Origin of the sequence: Pseudomonas crudilactis (assembly GCF_013433315.1) — a bacterium.
Classification (GTDB): domain Bacteria; phylum Pseudomonadota; class Gammaproteobacteria; order Pseudomonadales; family Pseudomonadaceae; genus Aquipseudomonas; species Aquipseudomonas crudilactis.
The window spans coordinates 90,048-111,611 of record NZ_WXVV01000011.1; the positions used below are offsets into that span (position 1 = coordinate 90,048).

Below are 21,564 nucleotides of genomic sequence, written 5' to 3' on the forward strand. Positions count from 1 at the left end.
TTTAGCGGGTTTCGTTGAACAGTTCGCGACCGATCAGCATGCGACGGATCTCACTGGTGCCAGCGCCGATTTCGTACAGCTTGGCGTCACGCAGCAGACGACCGGCCGGGAACTCATTGATGTAACCGTTACCGCCGAGAATCTGGATCGCGTCGAGGGCCATTTGTGTGGCGCGTTCGGCGGTGTAGAGGATCACCCCGGCGGCGTCTTTGCGTGTGGTTTCGCCGCGCTCGCAAGCCTGCGCAACGGCATACAGATAGGCGCGGCTGGCGTTGAGTTGGGTGTACATGTCGGCGACTTTGCCCTGGATCAGCTGGAATTCGCCGATGCTCTGGCCGAACTGTTTGCGGTCGTGGATGTACGGCACGATCAGATCCATGCACGACTGCATGATCCCGGTCGGGCCACCGGACAGCACGACGCGCTCGTAATCGAGGCCGCTCATCAGCACTTTCACGCCACCGTTGAGCACGCCGAGGATGTTTTCTTCCGGCACTTCAACGTCATCGAAGAACAGCTCGCAGGTGTTGGAACCGCGCATGCCGAGCTTGTCGAACTTGTTGCTGCGGCTGAAACCTTTCCAGTCGCGCTCGACGATGAAGGCGGTGATGCCGTGTGGGCCTTTTTCCAGGTCGGTCTTGGCGTAGATCACATAGGTGTTGGCATCCGGGCCGTTGGTGATCCAGGTTTTGCTGCCGTTAAGGACGAAGCGGTCGCCGCGTTTGTCGGCGCGCAGTTTCATCGAAACCACATCGGAACCTGCGTTCGGTTCGCTCATCGCCAGTGCGCCAACGTGCTCGCCGCTGATCAGCTTCGGCAGGTACTTGGATTTCTGTTCGTGGTTGCCGTTGCGGTTGATCTGGTTGACGCAGAGGTTGGAATGCGCTCCGTAGGACAACGCCACCGAGGCCGAGCCACGGCTGATTTCTTCCATCGCCACGACGTGCGCCAGATAACCCAGGCCAGCGCCGCCGTACTCTTCCGGCACGGTGATACCGAGCAGGCCCATGTCGCCGAACTTGCGCCACATGTCAGCGGGGAACAGGTTGTCGCTGTCGATCTGCGCCGCGCGGGGAGCGATCTCCTTGGCGACAAAGGACTGGACCTGATCGCGCAGCATGTCGATGGTTTCACCGAGGGCGAAGTTCAGGGATGGGTAGCTCATGGGTCACCTTTTGGCTTTTTTGTAGGGTGGGGAGGGCGGTCACTCAGCTCTCACCTTTACGTTAACGTAAGCTTGTGGCTGATGGCTGTCAATCACCCTTTACGTTAACGTCAACTTGAGCGAGAGTAAGGGCAGTTCAAGATTGAAACGGAGTAGACCTTGTGGGAGCGAGCTTGCTCGCGAAAGCGTCAGATCAGTCAACATGGATGTTGAATCCGCTGGCCTCTTCGCGAGCAAGCTCGCTCCCACAGGGGTTAAATCCGGCAAAACCCACTAATAAAGACAATAGGGGTCGTCATGGATCAACCCAGTGCAAACCCGCAGCGCAGCTACACCCGTGGTTCTCAGGACAAAGCCTTGCTGGCGATGACCATCGGGCAGAAGTTCGATCAGACCGTCGCGCAGTATCCCGACGGTGAAGCGCTGGTGGTGCGCCATCAACAGCTGCGTTATTCCTGGCGACAACTGGCCGACGCGGTCGATCTGCATGCCAGAGCGCTACTGGCCTTGGGTTTGCAGGCCGGCGATCGTCTCGGTATCTGGGCGCCGAACTGCGCGCAGTGGTGCATCACCCAATTCGCCACCGCAAAAATCGGCGTGATCCTGGTCAACGTCAACCCGGCCTACCGCAATTCCGAACTGGAATACGTGCTCAAACAATCCGGCTGCCAATGGCTGGTCTGCGCCGGGGCATTCAAGTCCTCCAACTATCACGGCATGTTGCAAGGCCTGGTGCCGGAACTGGCCGAGCAATCCATCGGCCAACTGCGTAGCGAGCGTCTGCCGGACTTGCGTGGGGTGATCAGTCTCGACCCGCAGCCACCGTCAGGTTTCCTGCCGTGGTCGCAACTGGCAGATCTGGCCACCGGCATCTCCCCGGAACAACTCATCGAACGCAGCGACAGCCTGCACTTCGATCAACCGGTCAACATCCAGTACACCTCCGGCACTACCGGTTTCCCCAAGGGCGCGACCCTCAGCCACTACAACATCCTCAATAACGGTTACATGGTCGGCGAAAGCATCGGTCTGACCCCGCACGACCGCCTGGTGATCCCGGTGCCGCTGTACCACTGCTTCGGCATGGTCATGGGCAACCTCGGCTGCATCACCCACGGCAGCACGATGATTTACCCCAACGATGCTTTCGACCCGTTGCTGACCCTGCAAACCGTCGCCGATGAAAAAGCCACCGGCCTCTACGGCGTACCGACCATGTTCATCGCCATGCTCGATCAGCCGCAACGTCACGACTTTGACCTGTCGAGCCTGCGCACCGGGATCATGGCCGGTGCGACGTGCCCGATCGAAGTGATGCGCCGAGTGATCAGCGAGATGCACATGAGCGAAGTGCAGATTGCGTACGGCATGACCGAAACCAGCCCGGTGTCGCTGCAAACCGGCCCGAACGACGAACTGGAGCTGCGCGTGACCACCGTCGGCCGCACCCAGCCACAACTGGAAAGCAAGATCATCGATGAAGCCGGCAACCTCGTGCCGCGCGGCACCATCGGCGAGCTGTGCTCGCGCGGTTACAGCGTGATGCTCGGCTACTGGAGCAATCCGCAAGCCACGGCTGAAGCCATCGATGAAGCGGGCTGGATGCACACCGGCGACCTGGCGAGCATGAACGAGGAGGGTTACGTCAACATTGCCGGGCGTAACAAGGACATGATCATTCGCGGCGGCGAGAACATTTATCCGCGCGAGCTGGAGGAGTTTTTCTTCACCCACCCGGCGGTGGCGGACGTGCAGGTGATCGGCATTCCATGCTCACGTTACGGTGAGGAGATTGTCGCCTGGATCAAATTCCACCCCGGCCACAACGCTTCGGAGCTGGAGCTGCAAACCTGGTGCAAGGAACGCATCGCGCACTTCAAGACGCCACGGCACTTCAAGTTCGTCGAAGAGTTTCCGATGACGGTGACGGGCAAGATTCAGAAATTCAGGATGCGAGAGATCAGTATTGAGGAAATGAAAACAATCGAACGGTAACCACAACCCCTGTGGGAGCGAGCTTGCTCGCGAAGGCGTCAGGTCAGCCGATATCTTTGTTGATGACACACCGCATTCGCGAGCAAGCTCGCTCCCACAGGGGATAGGTGTTGAGGAAAAGAGGAATTATAGAAAGCACAAAGGGGAGCCGAGGCTCCCCTTTAATTTTGTCGTCGCGTGCTCTTTTTTATTATTGAGGGTCGGTCTGTTGTTGTTTTTGGCAACCGTGGCCCTTTACCGCTGTTTTTGGCGACCCCCATCCGGGGTCAAGAGCAAACGTATTTTTTTGAGCGCTGATCTGCTTTCTCGCTAAGCGATCCAACCGATTCGGGAGCTACCTGAAGGTAGTTTTATTGTTCTCTGCCCGGTTGCGGGTCACTCCTGGGAGCACCCTGAAAAGCACACCTTCTCCAAAAAAATCTGTTAGCTGCGTCTCTGCCGTGTTGTTTTTGTTATGTCAGAGTCGGTACGTCTTATTTTTATTGGTTTGCTGCTTTTTATTCTTGTTATGCCATAGAGATAGCAGAAGCCGTGCCAACTTTTAAAATTCTTTATAAATCAATGTCTTGAGAATTTAGGCGTATTTTCATTCCAGCGGAACCAGACAATTTGTTTCCGTGTTACTCGCTTTAACCCACATTCCGGACACAGCGGTAACACCTTGTCCCCTCACTGCGCGCTGCGAGCTTTGGCAACGCGCGAACCGGTTGCGCGACCGAGTACCGCACTGATCTGCTGACCCGCGGCAATCAAGGCGTCCAGGTTGATACCGGTCTCGATGCCGAGACCGTTGAGCAGGTACACAGCGTCTTCGGTAGCAACGTTACCGCTCGCGCCTTTGGCGTACGGGCAGCCGCCGAGACCCGCGATAGAGCTGTCGAACACGGAAATGCCTTCGAGCAGGCTGGCATAAATGTTGGCCATGGCCTGGCCGTAGGTGTCGTGGAAGTGCCCGGCGAGTTTGTCCCGTGGCACCTGCGCCGATACCACCTCAAACAAACGGCGAGTCGCGCCAGCGGTGCCGGTGCCAATGGTGTCGCCCAGCGATACTTCGTAGCAGCCCATCGCATACAACTCGCGCGCGACCATCGCCACTTGTTCCGGCGCGACCGTGCCTTCATACGGGCAACCGAGCACGCAGGACACGTAACCGCGCACGGTAACGCCGTGCTGTTTCGCGGCTTCCATGATTGGCGCAAAGCGCGCCAGACTTTCGCTGATCGAACAATTGATGTTGCGCTGCGAGAAGGCTTCGGAGGCAGCGGCGAACACCGCGACTTCCTTGACCCCGGCGGCTATGGCGTCTTCGAAGCCGCGCAGGTTTGGTGCCAGTGCACCGTAGGTCACGCCGGGTTTGCGCTGGATCTGCGCGAACACTTCAGCGGAACCGGCCATTTGCGGCACCCATTTGGGCGAAACGAAACTGCCGACTTCTATATAGCCAAGACCGGCGGCGCTGAGAGCGTCGACCAGTCGCACCTTGTCGGTGACGCTGATCGGTTGGGCTTCGTTTTGCAGGCCATCGCGCGGGCCGACTTCGATCAGGCGTACTTGGGAGGGGAGGGACATGGCGGTTGACCTGCTCTTTTGAATTCGTGGAGAACCCTGTGGGAGCGAGCTTGCTCGCGAAAGCGGTGTATCAGTCGACAAACATTTAAATGTCAGACCGTATTCGCGAGCAAGCTCGCTCCCACAGGGAATAGTGTTTGATCCGTTAGATCGCTTGCTGGCTCTTGAGCGTCTGCTCCAGCGCCTGCACGCAGCGCTCCTCGGCGGTATCGAGTTCCAGCTTCATCTGTTCGATATCCAGCAACTGCTGCTCCAGTTGCTCGCGGCGTTCACTGATTTTCGCCAGCATGCTGTTGAGCTGTTTGGTGTTACCGCTGGACGGGTCATAAAGCTCAATCAGTTCGCGGCATTCGGCCAGCGAGAAGCCAATGCGTTTGCCACGCAGGATCAGCTTCAGGCTGACCTTGTCGCGCGGCGAATAGATGCGTTCCTGGCCACGGCGCTCAGGACTGAGCAGGCCTTGCTCTTCATAAAAGCGGATCGCCCGGGTGGTGATGTCCAGCTCGCGGGCGAGGTCGGAGATGCTGTAAGTCTGGCTGCTCATGGAAGCGCTCGGAAAAAGGTCTTGGCGCTAAGCTAATGGCAGGTTGACGTTTACGTCAAGCGGGATGATTTGTTGTTGTCAGTGCTGGCCTCTTCGCGAGCAAGCTCGCTCCCACAGTGGATGTGTGAACGCCACATAACCTGTGGGAGCGAGCCTGTCTCCGGGCGGCGTTCCGACGAAGAACGATAAATCGGTAAAAAGCCCTACACCTTATCGAGCTTCTTCTCCTGCGCCGTCACCTGCTGGCACAACTCGATCATCTGCTCGCGCATCCAGCGATTCGCCGGATCCTGATCGGTGCTTTCATGCCAGTACAAATGCGTCTCCACCGGCGGCACATCATTCACCGGCAGATTAAACGCCTGCAATTCATGCCGGCGGGCAAAGCGCTCCGGCACGGTCATGACCATGTCGGTTTGCTGCATCACCTGCGACGCCATCAAGTAATGCTGCGAACGCAGGGCAATCTTGCGCTGAATACCCATTTTGCCCAGCGCCAGATCGACATAACCCAAGCCACTGCGACGGCTGGAAATGTGGATATGCGTCAGCGACAGATAATCATCCAGCGAGAGCTTTTCCTTGCCCGCCATCGGATGCCCTTTGCGCATCGCACACACGTAACGGTCTTCCATCAACTTGACGTGGCGCACCTGCGGGTCGGTGTTAAGCGGCGCATCAACTGCGAAATCCAGACGTCCGGCAGCCAGCTCTTTAGTGGTCTCGCGGCGCTTGGACAGAAAACTTTCAATGATGACGGTCGGCGCCAAACGGCGCAGGCGCTGGAACAGCGGCGGCAGAATCACTGCCTCGGTGAGGTCGGTCATGCTGATGCGGTAGGTCTTCACCGCTTGCGCCGGGTTGAAAATGCGACTTTCCTGAACCGACACGCGCAGCAGCGACAGTGCGTTGCGCACCGGGCCGATGATGTTCTGCGCCATGGGTGTCGGCACCATGCCCTGAGCGGTGCGCACGAACAGTGGATCGTTGAAGGTCTCGCGCAACCGCGCCAAGGCGTTGGACACCGCGGGCTGAGTGATGCCGACAATCTGCCCGGCGCGGGTCAGGTTGGCTTCGGTATAGATCGCGTCAAAGACGATGAAAAGGTTGAGGTCGACCTTACTCAGATTCATAACGCGGCTTCTCTTGTTTTAAGGGCGGTGTTTTAGCGGCTGGCAATCAGCCGATCATATATCGGTGATGAATGTTTATACACGCCGAGAATAGGCTAGGTAAATTATCAACGCTGTTCTAGCATCGATTGCATGACTTGAACAACCTCTGCCCAAGAAGGTAATTGATCATGGATTTCGCTTATTCGCCCAAGGTGCAAGAACTGCGTGAGCGCGTGACCGCGTTCATGGACACTTACGTTTACCCGGCCGAAGCCGTGTTCGAGCGCCAGGTTGCCGAAGGCGATCGCTGGCAGCCGACGGCGATCATGGAAGAGCTCAAAGCCAAGGCCAAGGCCGAGGGTCTGTGGAATTTGTTTCTGCCTGAGTCGGAACTCGGTGCCGGTCTGACCAACCTCGAATACGCACCATTGGCGGAAATCATGGGCCGTTCGCTGCTCGGGCCGGAACCGTTCAACTGCTCGGCACCGGACACCGGCAACATGGAAGTGCTGGTGCGCTACGCCAACGAAGAACAGAAACAGCGCTGGCTCGAACCGCTGTTGCGCGGTGAAATCCGCTCGGCATTCGCCATGACCGAACCGGACGTCGCGTCGTCCGACGCTACCAACATGGCCGCCCGCGCCGAGCGCAATGGTGACGAGTGGGTGATCAACGGCAAAAAATGGTGGACTTCCGGTGCCTGCGATCCGCGCTGCAAGATCCTCATCTTCATGGGCCTGAGCAATCCCGATGCGCCGCGTCACGCCCAGCACTCGATGATCCTCGTGCCGGTCGACACCCCCGGCGTGAAGATTGTCCGTCCATTGCCGGTGTTTGGCTACGACGACGCTCCGCACGGCCACGCCGAAGTGCTGTTCGACAACGTGCGTGTGCCGTTCGAAAACGTTTTGCTCGGTGAAGGTCGCGGTTTCGAAATCGCTCAAGGTCGCCTTGGCCCAGGCCGCATTCACCACTGCATGCGCTCGATTGGCATGGCCGAGCGTGCGCTGGAATTGATGTGCAAACGTGCGGTGAGCCGCACGGCATTCGGTAAACCGCTGGCGCGTCTGGGCGGTAACGTCGACAAGATCGCCGACTCGCGGATGGAAATCGACATGGCACGTCTGCTTACGCTGAAAGCGGCGTACATGATGGACACCGTCGGTAACAAAGTGGCGAAAAGCGAGATTGCGCAGATCAAAGTCGTTGCGCCGAACGTCGCGCTGCGAGTGATCGATCGGGCCATCCAGATGCATGGCGGGGCAGGGGTGTCGAACGACTTCCCGCTGGCCTACATGTACGCCATGCAACGCACCCTGCGCCTGGCCGACGGCCCGGACGAGGTGCACCGCGCAGCGATCGGCAAGTTCGAGATCGGCAAGTATGTGCCGAAGGAAATGCTGCGTAGCGGTCATTAAGACCGCGTCGCCTGCTTCGCGAGCAAGCTCGCTCCCACATTAAACCGCATTCCAAATGGAAGAATGCGATCCCTGTGGGAGCGAGCTTGCTCGCGAAAGGGTCAGCCCATTCAGTACATAACCATCAGACTCAATACACCCAAACCTCAACCCGCCGATTCTTGATCCTTCCTTCATCCGCATTGTTCGCCGCCACCGGCATCAACGCACCAAAGCCGCGAACCTCACGCAACACCACGCCGTTCTTCACCAGTTCCCGGCGCACCGCCATCGCCCGCAGCTTCGACAGCAGATCCGCGCGTGCCGGGTCATCCTTGGCATCACCAAAGCCGACCAAGGTCACCGCGCGCTCGGTCTTGTCGTGGCGCTTTATATAGTCGATCACCCGCGCCAGATCCTGCCGCGCCTTGTTATCCAGACTCGCGCTGCCTTCTTCAAAACGGAAATTCACGGTCAGACGCTGGGCGTGACGGCTGAGGGATTGATAACCCTCGGGCATCAGCGCATTCGGCGCGACGCTCATCGCGTGCACGGTCTGGCTGATAAAACCGTTTGCCGCGACAATCGCCTGGCCCTGACGACTTTGCGCAAACGCCACCAACGCCTGCGCCCATGGATTGTTGCTGGCGGGCGGCAGATAGAAGAACAACCGTCGCGACAGTGGATAGTCCTCAGTGGCAATCAGGCTGTTCAACGGCAACATCGATTGCGACGCGCCATCGGCGATGGCCACGGCTTTGGCCTGACGCACGTAGGGCAAGCCGATGAAGCCGATGCCTTGCGGATCGCTGCTCACCGCGTCGGACAATTGCTCGCTGGACTCAAACCTTTTCGCCGCGCTGTTCAGACTTTTCCCACGCCGGCTAAGGACCAGTTCTTTAAACGTGTCGTAGGTGCCGGATTGATCATCGCGCGCATATAAATGAATCGCACCGCCACGCCCGCCGAGGTCTTCCCAGGTTTTCACCTCGCCGGCAAAGATCCGCGCCAGTTGCTCGGTGTCGAGTTGCTGCAATGGATTGTCGGGATGAAGAATGATCGCCAGGCCATCAATGGCGATGACTTGTTCGGCGGCAGGACTTTTCAGATCGCCCAGTGATTGCAAGGTCTGCAACTCGCTGTCCTTGATCTCGCGGGAAGAGGCGGCCAGATCGGCGCTGGCATTTTTCAACGCGGTGAAACCGGTGCTGGACCCGTGGGCGGCCACTTCAACGACCACGCGTTTGCCTTGGGCGGTTTGGCCGACGATGCGCAGTTCGTTGGCGGTGTCCGGGGTTTCGCGGTGGATTTTCAGCAAGCCCTGTTCTTGCAGCAACCCTTCGACCAGCGCCGGGCCGAGTTCGGCGCCGATGGTGTTGGAACCTTGAATGCGCAGCGCGGGGCCGTTTTCAGGAAGGGGCAGGGCAGCGGCCGAAACCGTCAGCCACCCACTCAAGAGAAATACGCACAGAACACGCAGGGTCATGCCGGCACCGAATCAAGCCAAGGGGATTGCCGGGGAGATTAAGTCAGGCGCATGACCAAAAGATGACAACTAACCCATGTAGGAGTGAGCCTGCTCGCGACAGCGGTGTACCGGTCAAATTTATGTCGACTGATTCACCGCAATCGCGAGCAGGCTCACTCCTACAGGTATTGCGTAAGGCTTGGGATCAGGCCAGTTCCAGCCAGATCGGCGCATGATCGGACGGCTTCTCCATCCCGCGCAATTCATAATCCACACCGGCAGCCTTCACCCGTGGCAACAAACCATGCGACGCCAGAATCACATCAATCCGCAGCCCACGCTTCGGCTCATCTTCAAAGCCACGGCTACGATAGTCGAACCAGCTGAACATGTCGGTCACGTCCGGATTCAGGTGACGATAACTGTCAGTCAAACCCCAGTTCTTCAGGCGTGCCATCCACTCACGCTCTTCCGGCAGGAAGCTGCATTTACCGGTTTTCAGCCAGCGCTTCATGTTGTCCGGGCCGATGCCGATGTCGCAGTCTTCCGGGGAAATGTTCACATCGCCCATCACCACCACGGGCTGTTCATTGTGAAACTGGCTTTCCAGCAGCGCTTGCAGATCGTTGTAGAAACGCTGCTTGGCCGGGAACTTGGTTGGATGGTCGCGGCTTTCACCCTGGGGGAAATAGCCGTTCATGATCGTCACCGGCACGCCATTGGCGTCGGCGAACGTGCCCCAGATAAAGCGGCGCTGGGCGTCTTCTTCGTCAGTGGCGAAACCTTTGTGGATCGCAATCGGTTCCTGACGCGAGAGCATCGCCACGCCGTAATGACCTTTCTGGCCGTGGAAATACACGTGGTAGCCGAGGGCGCGGACTTCTTCCAGCGGGAACTGGTCGTCGTGGACCTTGGTTTCCTGCAGGCCGATCACGTCGGGCTGGTGTTTTTCGATCAGCGCTGCCAGCTGATGCGGACGGGCGCGCAGTCCGTTGATGTTGAAGGAAACGATCTTCATGGTCGGCAGTCCTGGCAAAAGGGCGATGCTAGCTGACATGGGGGAGATGGGCCAGTGTGGGAGAAATCATTTTGGTCTGTGGGATTTATGTTGCCTGTAAGTGCCTCTTCGCGAGCAAGCTCGCTCCCACAGGGGAATGCGTTCCAAATGTGGGAGCGAGCTTGCTCGCGAAGGCGGCCGCCCAGTCGATGAAGATCACGACTTGGTCTATACCTGTGGGGAACCACGCCACCCGCAAAAGGTTCGTACCAACAAGAGCGCCGCCATTTGAACGCGCCCCGGGGAGAGTCACCGTCATGCCTGAAACCCAGACCGCCATCGCCGACATTCATATGCTCGACCGCGGTTATTCCCGCGAAGCCCGCTCGCTGCTCTATCAGGCCTATCGCCACGAGCCGACCTTCGGCTATCTGTTCGAAGCCGAACGCCCCGGCTACGAACAACGCGTGCGGGCGACGGTGCGCGAGCTGGTCAAACAACACTTTCTGCAGGATCTGCCGGCCATCGGCCTGCTGGTCAACGACCGCCTGATCGGCATCGCGTTGATCGCGCCGCCACAGCGCCGTCTGGGTATTACCGAAAGTTGGGCGTGGCGTTTGCGCATGGTGCTCAGCACCGGCTTCCGCTGCACCCGCCGTTATCTGGAATACCACGATGCCGTTGCTGCCTGCGTACCCAGCGATTCGGTGCACATGCTGCCGCTGCTGGGCATTCACCCACAATTTCAGGGCAAGCACTTCGGCGAGCAACTGCTGACCGCCGTGCACAACTGGTGCGCGGTGGATGAAACCTCGCAGGGCGTGGTGCTCGACACCGGCAACCCGCGTTACCTGGAATTCTATAAAAGGCAGGGTTACGAGGAGATCGGCGAGGTTGCCGTCGGGCCCGTACGTGAACACGTGTTTTTCCACGCCAATCCGCAGGTGTTACAAACTGCAACAGCATGACAATCGAACTTCTTGGGAAATTTCCTGTTCTATCACGCTCCCAAGCCCGTGATAGCATCCGCGCCTATGAAGTTTCCAGGAAGATTTACCAGTGGCGTGCTCGTGCTGTTAACCAGCTGCGCGGCGCTGGCGCAAAGTGAATTGGATGTGCGGATCAAACCGTCCAACGATGAACTCAAGGCCAATATAGAAGGCTATATCGGCAGCCTCGGCGACCGTGACGAAGAAGCTCTGCAACGCTTCAGTCGCGGTGCCGAAGAGCAGGCGCGCAAGGCGGCCCAGGCGTTGGGCTACTACCAGCCGCAGATCGAAAGCGACGTCAAGGGCGGCGAAAAACCGCGCCTGATACTGAAGATCGATCCCGGCGAGCCGATTCACCTGCGCAACGTCACCCTCCGTGTCGACGGCCCGGCTGCCTCCCTCAAATCCTTTCGAGTCCCGAAAAGCGACGCGCTCAAGTCCGGTGCGGTGCTCAACCATGGCCGTTACGAAGACGCCAAAAGACTTATTCAGAATCAGGCCTCGCGCTTCGGTTTTTTCAGTGGCCACTTTACTAGCCAAAAACTCATGGTCGACCCGCGCGCCGGGGTTGCCGACATCGAACTGATCTACGAAAGCGGCCCGCGTTATGCGTTGGGCAAAGTCAAATTCGAAGGCGACACGCCGTTCGACGAAGATCTGCTGCAACGCATGGTGCCGTTCAAGGAAGGCGAGCCGTACGACTCCGAGCTGATCGCTGAGCTCAATCGCGATCTGCAATCGAGCGGTTATTTCGAAGGCGTGCGTGTCGATGCCGCACCAACCACGGCGAAAAATGACGTGATCCCGGTGGAGGTCAAACTCGACACGCGCAAGCCACGGACCATGGGCCTGGGCCTCGGTTATTCGACCGACGTCGGCCCGCGCATCAAGGCCAACTGGACGCGCCATTGGGTCAACCCGCAGGGCGACAGCTATGGCTGGGAAGCCGAACTGTCGGCGCCACGACAAAACGTCGGGCTGTTCTACGACATCCCGCTCGACCCGCCGCTGACCGACAAACTGCGCTGGGCCGGCGGCTATCAATTCGAAGACATCGACGGTTCCGACACCTTGAGCAAACTGCTCACTTTCGGCCCGGAATGGCACAGCAAATTACCGAGCGGCTGGCAGCGGGTTATCTCGCTGAAATGGCAGCGTGAAGAATACGAACTCGGCGACGATTCGGGCCTGAGTACCTTGCTGATGCCCGGCATCAGTTACTCGTACCTGAAAAGCGACAACCGCATAGACCCGCACAACGGCTATCGCCTGAGCTTCGAAAGCAAAGTGGCGAAGGAAGGCCTCGGTTCCGATAACAACCTTCTATATGGCACCGCACTGGTCAAAGGCCTGACCACAGTATTCGACAAACACCGCTTCCTCGGTCGCGTGCAGGTCGGCGGCAGCGCCACCAACGGCTACAACTCGGTGCCGCCGTCGCTGCGTTTCTTCGCCGGTGGCGATCAGAGCGTGCGCGGTTACGACTATCAGAGCCTGTCGCCGAAAAACTCCGATGGCGATCGCATCGGCGGCCGTTACATGGTCGCTGGTAGCGTCGAATATCAATACTCGATCGCCGAGAAATGGCGCGTGGCGACCTTTGTCGATCAGGGTAATTCCTTCAACAAACTCGAACTGCCGAACCTCAAGACCGGGGTCGGGATTGGTGTGCGCTGGGTCTCGCCGGTGGGGCCGATCCGCCTCGACCTGGCCCACGCACTCGACGACGATGGCGGCATCCGGCTGCACTTTTCCATGGGGCCTGAGCTGTGAAGCGTGGTTTGAAAATTACGGCGCTGGCGTTGTTGGCGCTGGTGTTGTTGATTGTATTGAGTGTCACCGCTGTGCTTGGCACGGCGACCGGCAGCCGCTGGGTGCTGGGCCTCGTACCGGGCTTGAGCGTGGAAAATTTCCAGGGTCGTCTCGGCGGGCAGTGGAGCGCCGATCATCTGCTGTGGCAGCAGGACAGCAGCCGCGTCGAGCTGAACAAAGCGATTTTCGCTTGGTCGCCGCTATGCCTGACGCGCATGACCCTGTGCATCGACCAGCTCAAGGCTGATCAGGTCATTCTGCAATTCCCGCCGAGCGAAGAGACCACCGAAAGCGGCCCGATCAAACTGCCGGATCTGCAATTGCCGGTGGCCATCGAACTGGGCGACGTGCAGGTCGGCAGCCTGTTGTTCAACGGCAGCGAACAGCTCAAGGGTTTGCAACTGGCAGCGCACTGGACTGCCCAGGGTATGCAGATTGAAAGCATCAAATTGCAGCGCGATGACCTCAGCCTGAACCTGTCCGGCACGCTCGCGCCGAGCGGCAACTGGCCGCTGAACATTGCCGGTGACCTGACGTTGCCATCGCCGGGTACTGGGCCGTGGACACTGGCGTTGAAGATCGACGGCGACCTGTTGAAAACCCTCAACCTGCACGCCGACAGCCGGGGTTACCTTGACGGCCAGTTGAGCGGCGAGCTGCAACCGCTGGCGGAAAACCTGCCGGCCAAGGTGCGCATCACTAGCGATGCGTTCAAGCCGAGCGCCGACCTGCCGGACACGCTGCAACTCAATCAACTGCTGCTGACCGGCGAAGGCGACCTGAAAAACGGTTATCAGCTCAACGGCAACGCCACGCTGCCCGCCGATAAAGGTCCGGTGGCGCTGTTGCTCAAAGGCAAAGTCGACGCCAGCGGCGCGCAGATTGCCGGCCTCGACCTGACGGCCAACGACAAACAAAGCCTGAAACTCACTGGCAGCGTTGACTGGAGCAAAGGCCTCAGCGCCCAAGCCAATATCAACTGGCAGGATTTCCCGTGGCACCGGCTCTATAACGAAATCGACGAGCCGCAAGTCGCCCTGCGTACTTTCAGTGGCGAAGTCTCCTACACCGATGGGCAATACCTCGGTAACTTCGACGCCGCACTGGATGGTCCGGCCGGCGCATTTACCCTGAGCAGTCCGTTCAGCGGCAGCCTTAAACAGATCGCTTTGCCGCAACTGAAAATGCAAGCCGGGCAGGGCAAGGCTGAAGGGCACGTCAATGTACAGTTTGCCGACGGTATCGCCTGGGACACAGCGCTGGAGCTGTCGGCACTGAACCCGGCGTACTGGGTTGCCGAGCTGCCGGGCACCTTGGCCGGGCCGCTGAAAAGCCAAGGCGAAATGAAGAACGAACGCCTGAGCCTGACCGCTGATCTCGATTTGAAAGGCAAACTGCGCGGGCAACCGGCGATTCTCCAGGCCAAGGCTGATGGCGCCGGCGAGCAATGGAATCTCAACGCCCTGCAAATCCGCCTCGGCGACAACAGCATCAACGGCAAGGGCAGCCTGCAACAGAAACTCACCGGGCAGATCGACATCAAGCTGTCGCGTCTGGCTCAGCTTTGGCCGCAACTGCGCGGGCAGGTCAACGGTCAGGTCAATGTCGCCGGCACGTTGAAAGCACCGCAGGGCAAACTCGACCTGCAAGGTTCGCAACTGGCGTTCCAGGACAATCGCCTGCAAAGCCTCAACCTTGATGCAACTCTCGACAGCGCACAGCGTGCGAAAATCGATTTGAAAGGCGCGGGCATTCAGGCCGGCGACACCGCGTTGGGCACGCTGACCGCCAGCGCCCAAGGTGATATCAAAAAGCAGAAACTTGACCTCGACCTGATCGGGCCGAAGCTGAAACTGGCCCTCGGTCTGGACGGCAATCTGGATAAAGGCAACTGGCGTGGACGCCTGGCCAGCGGCGATATTCAGGCCGGTGGCCAGGACTGGAAACTGCAAAGCCCGGCCAGACTCGAACGTCTGGCTGACGGCAAAATCAACTTTGGCGCGCATTGCTGGATGTCCGGCGACGCTAGCCTGTGCGGTGAAGATCAACGGCTGATGCCGGAGCCGAAACTGCGCTACCACCTCAAGCAGTTCCCGATCGAAAGCCTGGCGCAATGGTTGCCGAAAGACTTTGCCTGGAAGGGTAAGCTCAACGCCGATCTGCAACTGGATCTGCCGGCCAGCGGCCCGAATGGTGTGGTCAGCATTGACGCCAGCGGCGGCACCCTGCGCATGAAGGAAAAGGATCAGTGGCTGGACTTCCCGTACCAGACCCTGAAGCTCAGCAGCAAACTCACGCCGAAACGCGTCGACACCGAACTGAATTTCGTCGGCGGCAAACTCGGCGAGTTGCTGGTGCAGGCGCAGCTCAACCCGTTGCCGAAAAACAAACCGTTGAGCGGCTCGTTCCGCCTTTCCGGGCTGGATCTGTCGGTGGCGCGGCCGTTTGTGCCGATGGTCGAGAAACTCACCGGGCGCCTCAACGGCAGCGGCACGATTTCCGGCGGATTGCTGGCGCCGCTGGTCAACGGCACCGTGCAACTCAGCGACGGTGAAGTGTCCGGCGCCGAGTTGCCGATGGAACTGCAGAACCTGCAACTCACCGCGCTGATTGCCGGCGAATCGGTACGCCTCGACGGCGGCTGGAAAAGTGGCAAGAGCGGGCAGGGCAGCTTGAACGGTAACGTCGCCTGGGGTCAGGCGTTGGTGGTCGATCTGGCGCTCAAAGGCACGCAATTGCCGGTCACCGTCGAGCCGTACGCCAAGCTCGAAGTGGCGCCGGACTTGAAGATTTCCATGGCCGGCGACGAGCTGAAAATCGCCGGCAAAGTGCAGGTGCCCAGAGGCGAAATCACCGTGCGAGAGCTGCCGCCATCCACGGTGAAAGTCTCCGATGACACGATCATCGTCGGTGCGCAGACCGAAGAGGGCAAACCACCGCTGGCGATGAAAATGGACATCGACGTGGTGGTTGGCGAAGACAAACTGGCCTTCGCCGGTTTCGGCCTGACCGCCAATGTGCAAGGCCATGTGCACATCGGCGACAACATGGACACCCGTGGCGAACTTTGGCTCAACGACGGCCGCTACAGTGCCTACGGCCAGCGCCTGCAAGTGCGCCGTGCACGTCTGTTGTTCGCCGGCCCCCTCGATCAGCCGTATCTGGACATCGAAGCGATTCGCCAGACCGACGATGTGATCGCCGGTATTCGCCTGAGCGGTAGCGCCGAGCAACCGACCACGCAGATCTTCTCCGAGCCGGCGATGAGCCAGGAGCAGGCCTTGTCCTATCTGGTCCTCGGTCGTCCGCTGAGCACCAATGGCGAAGACAACAACATGCTCGCGCAAGCAGCGTTGGGTCTGGGCTTGATGGGCAGTTCCGGGGTCACCAGCAGCCTGGCCAAGGATCTGGGGATTCAGGACTTTCAGCTCGACACGGCGGGCAGCGGAGATGCCACCAGTGTTGTGGCCAGCGGCAATATTACCGAGAAGCTCAGTTTGCGTTATGGCGTTGGCGTGTTTGAACCGGCCAGCACCATTGCGCTGCGCTATAAGCTGAGCAAGAAGGTTTATGTCGAGGCTGCGAGTGGCGTCGCGAGTTCGCTGGATATCTTCTACAAACGCGACTTCTGACGCGCGTGTCCCCTGGCCGGGTCGCATCGCTGCGATCCGGCTTTTGCAGAATGCATTAGACTCAGCGCAACTTGAAAGCTGCGCGGTTGGCGGCTGCCCGAAAACAACAGAGACGCCTATGGTTCGCTTGAGTATGGTCTTGCTCGGTCACGACTTTGTCCGCAAGCGTTGGTCCGCGCTGGCGCTGACGGGCATTGTCTGGGGCGCGGCCGGTGTGGGCATCTTCATTGATGCGCTGGACGGGGTTTTGTATTTCCCGCTGCATCTCTTCGGCTATCTGTTGCTGCTCGAAGCCCTGATCCTGCTGCTGGTGCCGGCACCACAAGCCGGCACCGCTGCTGCCTTGCGCAGAGCGCGAGGGTTGGCTTTTCTCTTGCTGGGACTGCTGATCGTCGACCGGCAACATGCCGCCGGGCTGATTCTGGCGGTGCTGTTTGGCGGGGCTTTCATCATTGATGGTGGCTTTCGGCTGGCGGCGGCGCTGGTGGTGCGCTTTGTCGGTTGGCAAGTGTCGCTGCTGGCGGGATTGTTCGAAATCGGCTTTGGCGTGTTTATCCTTGAGCCGTATCCGACGCTGTACAAGGGCACGGTGCCGTTTTGCATTGGCATGAGCCTTTTCCTGACCGGTTGCGCCTTGTTGCGCCAAGCCGTGCGCTTCAAAAACCAGCCGCCGCTGACAAGCCCTTTGTCGGTCAGTGCGCCGGCCAGCAGCGATGCGTTGTTGATTCACGTCTGGACCCCCAGCCGCACCGTCGACGACACCCTGGTGCGCAATCGGCTGCTCAACCGCTACATCGCGGCGGTCGACATCAATGGCGTTATCTCCGCCGGTCACGCGGCGCTGGAATGTGGTCCGGACATTTACATCAGCCATTACCCGCAGGACGACATCGATCGTTCGGCGGGGGATTTTGTGCGACTGCTGCGGGCGACTCCGAACAACGATGTCGCCGGCAGGTTTCTGCCGGATTATGCCGGCGAGGTGGCGGACTGGTGTCCGTCTTCGGTGCAGGTCAGTTTTGCCCATTACGACGCCCGGCGCCTGCATGCGTTCTGGACGGAGTATCGGCAGAACAGCACGTACAACCTCACCAGTCGCAACTGTTCCAGCGCCGTCGCCCATAGCCTCGAAGCGGCCCTTGAAGGAGCGATGAGCCGGGGCCATTCGAGCATGCTGGATTTCGCCCGGATCATTTTCAGCCCCGAGTTCTGGGTCGCCGCGCAAGTGCGCAAACGGGCAGAGGCGATGGCCTGGACGCCCGGACTGGTGCTCGACTATGCGCGGGCGTTGCATGCTGCAATCGAGCCGGCACCGCCGGGCTGGCACAGCATATATGCGGTGAGCAAACGGGCGTTTGGGTATGTGGGAACTGCGTTGCGGGGGCGTGAGGTGCATCCCGTGCAGCCGCCACCCGTGCATCCTTCCGACGAGTCCTGACCGACCTTACACCGAGTCGCACCCTTCGCGAGCAAGCTCGCTCCCACAGGTTTTGTGTCGTTGCCAATATTGTTTGGCTGACCCATGACCCTGTGGGAGCGAGCTTGCTCGCGAAGGTGTCAGCGCGGGCGCCACAAAAACCCAGTCCACTGGTCAACTAATTGCAAAGCAACCTAACTATTGCGTTGACATTCGCTGCCTAGGCAGTAACATCTCGACATACATTCACTGCCTAGGCAGTTATTAGGTGAGCAAATGAAGCATTTCACCCCGGACGAATTCAAACATTGCCATCTCGGCCTGTTGCTTGGCCGTGCTGCGCTGCTCAAGGACCGGATCATCGACACCCACATGGAACCCCACGGCATCACCGCCGCGCAGTTCAAGGTGTTGATCATCATGGCCCAGTTCGGCGTCGATACCCCGGCCGAGCTGTGCCGGCATCTGTCGCTCGACAGCGGTTCGATGACACGCATGCTCGATCGTCTGGAGCAGAAAGGCTTTCTGGCTCGCCAGCGCAGCGAAGGCGATCGCCGTCAGGTGCAACTCAAGCTGACCGAACAAGGCCAGCAACTGGCCGATCGCCTGCCGCACATCGGCGCCGACGCGATGAATGAACTGGCCGGCGCCGTCACTCCGGACGAGTTGAAGACCCTGGAATACATCCTCAAGAAAATCCTGCTGGCAGCCGGTGACCCGATCACCATCCAGCGTTTAGGTGAACACAATGAGCGGTAAAACCTTGCGCAGCAGCCTGACGCTGGTGCTGTCGGCGATGATCCTCGCTGGCTGCGCCAATTACAGCGGCCTCGACACTCAAGGCAAAAGCCTTGATGCGAAAAGCCTCAACGCCAGCCAATCCCTCAACGGCGTGACCCTGTCGCCAGCCGCATGGCCGAAAAGCGATTGGTGGACCAGCCTCGGCGATCCGCAACTCGACGGCTTGATCCGCGAAGCCCTGCACGACAGCCCGGACATGCAGATCGCCGAAGCTCGCGCGCATCAGGCCAGCGCCGCCGCGTATGCCGCCGATGCCGAACGTTATCCGACCCTCGACGCCAGCGCCGGCATCAGCCGTTCGCGTCTGGCCAAGGATCAGGACCCGCGAGGGCAGGGCGATGCCTACGCCACCGTGCGTAACGTCAGCGCCGGTTTCAATTACAACTTCGACCTCTGGGGCGGCCAGCGTGATGCCTGGGAAGCTGCACTCGGTCAGGCCCGCGCCGCTGAGGTCGATCGTCAGGCTGCACAACTGACCCTCGCCGCCGACGTCGCTCGCGCTTACAGCGATCTCGGTCAGGCGCACATCGTTTATGACCTGGCGAACGAAGACCTCAAGCGCACCAAACAGATGCTCGACCTGAGCCAGCGTCGCCTGAGTTCCGGGATCGACAGTCAGTACCAGTTCCAGCAAACGCAAAGTCTGGAAGCCAGTTCCGAAGCCAGCCTGATCGACGCAGAAAAGCGCCTGAACAGCGCCAAGATTGCCTTGGCCGTGCTGCTCGGCAAAGGCCCGGATCGCGGCAACGAAATCGCCCGACCGAAAGTCCTGCAAGCCAGCGCGGTCGCTGTGCCGTCGGTGTTGCCGGCGGAACTGCTCGGTCGGCGTCCGGATCTGGTCGCCGCGCGCTGGCGTGTCGAAGCCGCGAGCAAGGATATCGACTCGGCGAAAACCCAGTTCTATCCCAACTTGAACCTCACGGCCTCGGCCGGTGCCGAGTCTTTGTTGGGTGACGCGATGTTCGGCTCGGCCAGTCGCTTCTTCAACATTGCCCCGACCATTTCCGTGCCGATCTTCGACGGCGGACGCTTGCGCGCCAACCTCGATGCGCGCGACGCCGATTACGATCTGGCGGTGGCGCAGTACAACAAAAGCCTGGTGAAAGCACTGGGCGATGTCAGCGACACGATCAACCAGTTGCGTGACATCGGCCGGCAAATCGGTGCGCAGCAACACGCCACCGACATCGCCCAGGATTCTTACAACACCGTGGTCCAGCGTTACGGTTCCGGCATCGGCAACTACCTGGACGTGCTCAGCATCGAGCAGCAATTGCTCCAGGCCCAGCGTCAACTGGCCAACCTCAATGCCGAGCAGATCGACCTGTCGATTCAACTGATGCAAGCGCTGGGCGGCGGCTTCCAGGGTGACACCCTGACCGCAGCCAACGCCGTCCCAGCCACGCCGCACAACTAATTCAAGGTACTTGTCATGGCCACTGCCGAAAACACCCAAGCTCAAGGCAACACCCCGGACACCGGCAACCCGCGCAAACGCAAAGTGATGCTGTTGGCGCTGGCGGTTGTCGTCGCTCTCGCCTGCGCCGGCGTCTGGGCGTATCACGAATTCATCGGGCGCTTTAACGAAAGCACCGACGACGCCTACGTCAACGGTAACGTCGTCGAAATCACCCCATTGGTGACCGGCACCGTGGTCAGCATCGGCGCAGACGATGGTGATCTGGTTCACGAAGGTCAGGTGCTGATCAACTTCGACCCGAACGACGCTGAAGTCGGTCTGCAAAGCGCGCAGGCAAAACTGGCGCGCACCGTGCGTCAGGTGCGCGGTCTGTACAGCAACGTTGATGGCATGAAAGCCCAGGTCAACGCGCAACAGGCTGAAGTGCAGAAAGCCCAGGACAATTACAACCGCCGGAAAAATCTGGCGCAGGGCGGGGCGATTTCCCAGGAAGAACTGTCCCACGCTCGCGACGACCTGACCTCGGCGCAGAACGCCTTGGCCAACGCCAAGCAGCAACTGAAAACCACCAGCGCACTGGTCGATGACACCGTGGTGTCGTCGCATCCGGACGTGATGTCGGCCGCTGCCGATCTGCGTCAGGCCTACCTGACCAATGCCCGCAGCACCTTGATCGCGCCGGTCACCGGTTACGTGGCCAAGCGCACCGTGCAACTCGGTCAGCGCGTGCAGCCGGGCACGGCGTTGATGGCGGTGATTCCGCTGGATCAACTGTGGATCGACGCCAACTTCAAGGAAACCCAACTGCGTGACATGCGCATCGGTCAGCCGGTCGATATCGAATCCGACATCTACGGCAGCGACGTGAAATACAGCGGCACCGTCGACAGCCTCGGCGCCGGCACCGGTAGTGCGTTTGCTCTGCTGCCGGCGCAGAACGCCACCGGTAACTGGATCAAGATCGTTCAGCGTGTACCGGTGCGGATTCACATCAACGCCGAAGAGCTGGCCAAGCACCCGCTGCGTGTCGGTCTGTCGACCAATGTTGAAGTGAACCTGCACGACCAGAGCGGCCCGGTATTGGCGCAGCAGCCTCCACAAAAGGCCTCGTTCAGCACCAACGTCTACGACCGCCAACTGGCCGAAGCCGACGCGATGATTGCGCAGCTGATCCACGACAACAGCGCTGCGGTGAGCAAAACCGCGCAACGCTGAGATCACACCTGACCCTGTGGGAGCGAGC

Annotated in this window: 15 protein-coding genes; 9 read left to right on the forward strand and 6 right to left on the reverse strand. The window is 59.7% G+C overall.

Annotated elements, in window-relative coordinates:
- Position 1: 1 nt before the first annotated feature.
- A complete protein-coding gene (locus tag GTU76_RS14045) occupies positions 2-1,165 on the reverse strand; it encodes an isovaleryl-CoA dehydrogenase (RefSeq protein WP_007917237.1) in 1,164 nt (387 codons plus the stop codon).
- 297 nt (positions 1,166-1,462) lie between these two features.
- Here GTU76_RS14045 and GTU76_RS14050 point away from each other — a divergent pair, with 297 nt between their 5' ends.
- A complete protein-coding gene (locus tag GTU76_RS14050; RefSeq protein ID WP_180698859.1) occupies positions 1,463-3,160 on the forward strand; it encodes an AMP-binding protein in 1,698 nt (565 codons plus the stop codon).
- A 669-nt stretch (positions 3,161-3,829) separates the two neighbouring features.
- On the opposite strand, the gene GTU76_RS14055 is transcribed toward GTU76_RS14050, so the two are convergent.
- The 3 genes from GTU76_RS14055 to GTU76_RS14065 all read right to left on the reverse strand — a co-directional run bounded on the left by GTU76_RS14055 (position 3,830) and on the right by GTU76_RS14065 (position 6,406).
- Positions 3,830-4,729, reverse strand: a complete 900-nt coding sequence (locus tag GTU76_RS14055; RefSeq protein WP_180698860.1) for a hydroxymethylglutaryl-CoA lyase — start codon at positions 4,727-4,729, stop codon at positions 3,830-3,832.
- 145 nt (positions 4,730-4,874) lie between these two features.
- A complete protein-coding gene (locus tag GTU76_RS14060; RefSeq protein ID WP_042559912.1) occupies positions 4,875-5,273 on the reverse strand; it encodes a MerR family transcriptional regulator in 399 nt (132 codons plus the stop codon).
- 203 nt (positions 5,274-5,476) lie between these two features.
- Complete coding sequence (locus tag GTU76_RS14065; protein ID WP_016986544.1) at positions 5,477-6,406, reverse strand: LysR family transcriptional regulator; 930 nt, start codon at positions 6,404-6,406, stop codon at positions 5,477-5,479.
- Between the two features lie 170 nt (positions 6,407-6,576).
- Between GTU76_RS14065 and GTU76_RS14070 the strand changes: the two genes are divergently transcribed.
- The gene (locus GTU76_RS14070; RefSeq protein WP_180698861.1) at positions 6,577-7,806 is read left to right on the forward strand and encodes an acyl-CoA dehydrogenase; all 1,230 of its coding nucleotides are present in this window, start codon (positions 6,577-6,579) and stop codon (positions 7,804-7,806) included.
- A gap of 130 nt (positions 7,807-7,936) precedes the next feature.
- Here GTU76_RS14070 and GTU76_RS14075 read toward each other — a convergent pair whose 3' ends face one another.
- Both GTU76_RS14075 and xthA read right to left on the reverse strand, forming a co-directional pair.
- On the reverse strand, positions 7,937-9,271 hold the full coding sequence (locus GTU76_RS14075; RefSeq protein ID WP_180698862.1) for a substrate-binding domain-containing protein: 1,335 nt from the start codon (positions 9,269-9,271) through the stop codon (positions 7,937-7,939).
- A 187-nt stretch (positions 9,272-9,458) separates the two neighbouring features.
- Entirely contained in the window at positions 9,459-10,271 is an 813-nt protein-coding gene (gene xthA, locus GTU76_RS14080; protein WP_016986547.1) for an exodeoxyribonuclease III, read from the reverse strand.
- Between the two features lie 296 nt (positions 10,272-10,567).
- Between xthA and GTU76_RS14085 the strand changes: the two genes are divergently transcribed.
- The 7 genes from GTU76_RS14085 (at position 10,568) to GTU76_RS14115 (ending at position 21,536) form a co-directional block, all read left to right on the forward strand.
- Positions 10,568-11,218 (forward strand): GNAT family N-acetyltransferase, encoded by a 651-nt coding sequence (locus GTU76_RS14085; RefSeq protein ID WP_007912451.1) that lies wholly within the window; start codon positions 10,568-10,570, stop codon positions 11,216-11,218.
- A 66-nt stretch (positions 11,219-11,284) separates the two neighbouring features.
- Entirely contained in the window at positions 11,285-13,012 is a 1,728-nt protein-coding gene (locus GTU76_RS14090) for an autotransporter assembly complex protein TamA (protein ID WP_175553828.1), read from the forward strand.
- Positions 13,009-16,683, forward strand: a complete 3,675-nt coding sequence (locus GTU76_RS14095; protein ID WP_180698863.1) for a translocation/assembly module TamB domain-containing protein — start codon at positions 13,009-13,011, stop codon at positions 16,681-16,683. Before GTU76_RS14090 ends, GTU76_RS14095 begins: the two co-directional genes overlap by 4 nt.
- 118 nt (positions 16,684-16,801) lie before the next feature.
- Positions 16,802-18,121, forward strand: a complete 1,320-nt coding sequence (locus GTU76_RS14100; protein ID WP_180698864.1) for a DUF308 domain-containing protein — start codon at positions 16,802-16,804, stop codon at positions 18,119-18,121.
- A 255-nt stretch (positions 18,122-18,376) separates the two neighbouring features.
- Positions 18,377-18,859, forward strand: a complete 483-nt coding sequence (locus tag GTU76_RS14105; RefSeq protein ID WP_077573642.1) for a MarR family winged helix-turn-helix transcriptional regulator — start codon at positions 18,377-18,379, stop codon at positions 18,857-18,859.
- Positions 18,849-20,318 (forward strand): efflux transporter outer membrane subunit, encoded by a 1,470-nt coding sequence (locus tag GTU76_RS14110; protein ID WP_180698865.1) that lies wholly within the window; start codon positions 18,849-18,851, stop codon positions 20,316-20,318. Before GTU76_RS14105 ends, GTU76_RS14110 begins: the two co-directional genes overlap by 11 nt.
- A gap of 15 nt (positions 20,319-20,333) precedes the next feature.
- Entirely contained in the window at positions 20,334-21,536 is a 1,203-nt protein-coding gene (locus tag GTU76_RS14115; RefSeq protein WP_123594175.1) for an HlyD/EmrA/EmrK family protein, read from the forward strand.
- Positions 21,537-21,564: the final 28 nt, after the last annotated feature.

Excerpts from the sequence above, each read along its gene's own strand:
- GTU76_RS14045 (WP_007917237.1), bottom strand. The coding sequence starts at position 1,165 with ATGAGCTACCCATCCCTGAACTTCGCCCTCGGTGAAACCATCGACATG.
- GTU76_RS14050 (WP_180698859.1), top strand. The coding sequence starts at position 1,463 with ATGGATCAACCCAGTGCAAACCCGCAGCGCAGCTACACCCGTGGTTCT.
- GTU76_RS14055 (WP_180698860.1), bottom strand. The coding sequence starts at position 4,729 with ATGTCCCTCCCCTCCCAAGTACGCCTGATCGAAGTCGGCCCGCGCGAT.
- GTU76_RS14060 (WP_042559912.1), bottom strand. The coding sequence starts at position 5,273 with ATGAGCAGCCAGACTTACAGCATCTCCGACCTCGCCCGCGAGCTGGAC.
- GTU76_RS14065 (WP_016986544.1), bottom strand. The coding sequence starts at position 6,406 with ATGAATCTGAGTAAGGTCGACCTCAACCTTTTCATCGTCTTTGACGCG.
- GTU76_RS14070 (WP_180698861.1), top strand. The coding sequence starts at position 6,577 with ATGGATTTCGCTTATTCGCCCAAGGTGCAAGAACTGCGTGAGCGCGTG.
- GTU76_RS14075 (WP_180698862.1), bottom strand. The coding sequence starts at position 9,271 with ATGACCCTGCGTGTTCTGTGCGTATTTCTCTTGAGTGGGTGGCTGACG.
- xthA (WP_016986547.1), bottom strand. The coding sequence starts at position 10,271 with ATGAAGATCGTTTCCTTCAACATCAACGGACTGCGCGCCCGTCCGCAT.
- GTU76_RS14085 (WP_007912451.1), top strand. The coding sequence starts at position 10,568 with ATGCCTGAAACCCAGACCGCCATCGCCGACATTCATATGCTCGACCGC.
- GTU76_RS14090 (WP_175553828.1), top strand. The coding sequence starts at position 11,285 with ATGAAGTTTCCAGGAAGATTTACCAGTGGCGTGCTCGTGCTGTTAACC.
- GTU76_RS14100 (WP_180698864.1), top strand. The coding sequence starts at position 16,802 with ATGGTTCGCTTGAGTATGGTCTTGCTCGGTCACGACTTTGTCCGCAAG.
- GTU76_RS14105 (WP_077573642.1), top strand. The coding sequence starts at position 18,377 with ATGAAGCATTTCACCCCGGACGAATTCAAACATTGCCATCTCGGCCTG.
- GTU76_RS14110 (WP_180698865.1), top strand. The coding sequence starts at position 18,849 with ATGAGCGGTAAAACCTTGCGCAGCAGCCTGACGCTGGTGCTGTCGGCG.
- GTU76_RS14115 (WP_123594175.1), top strand. The coding sequence starts at position 20,334 with ATGGCCACTGCCGAAAACACCCAAGCTCAAGGCAACACCCCGGACACC.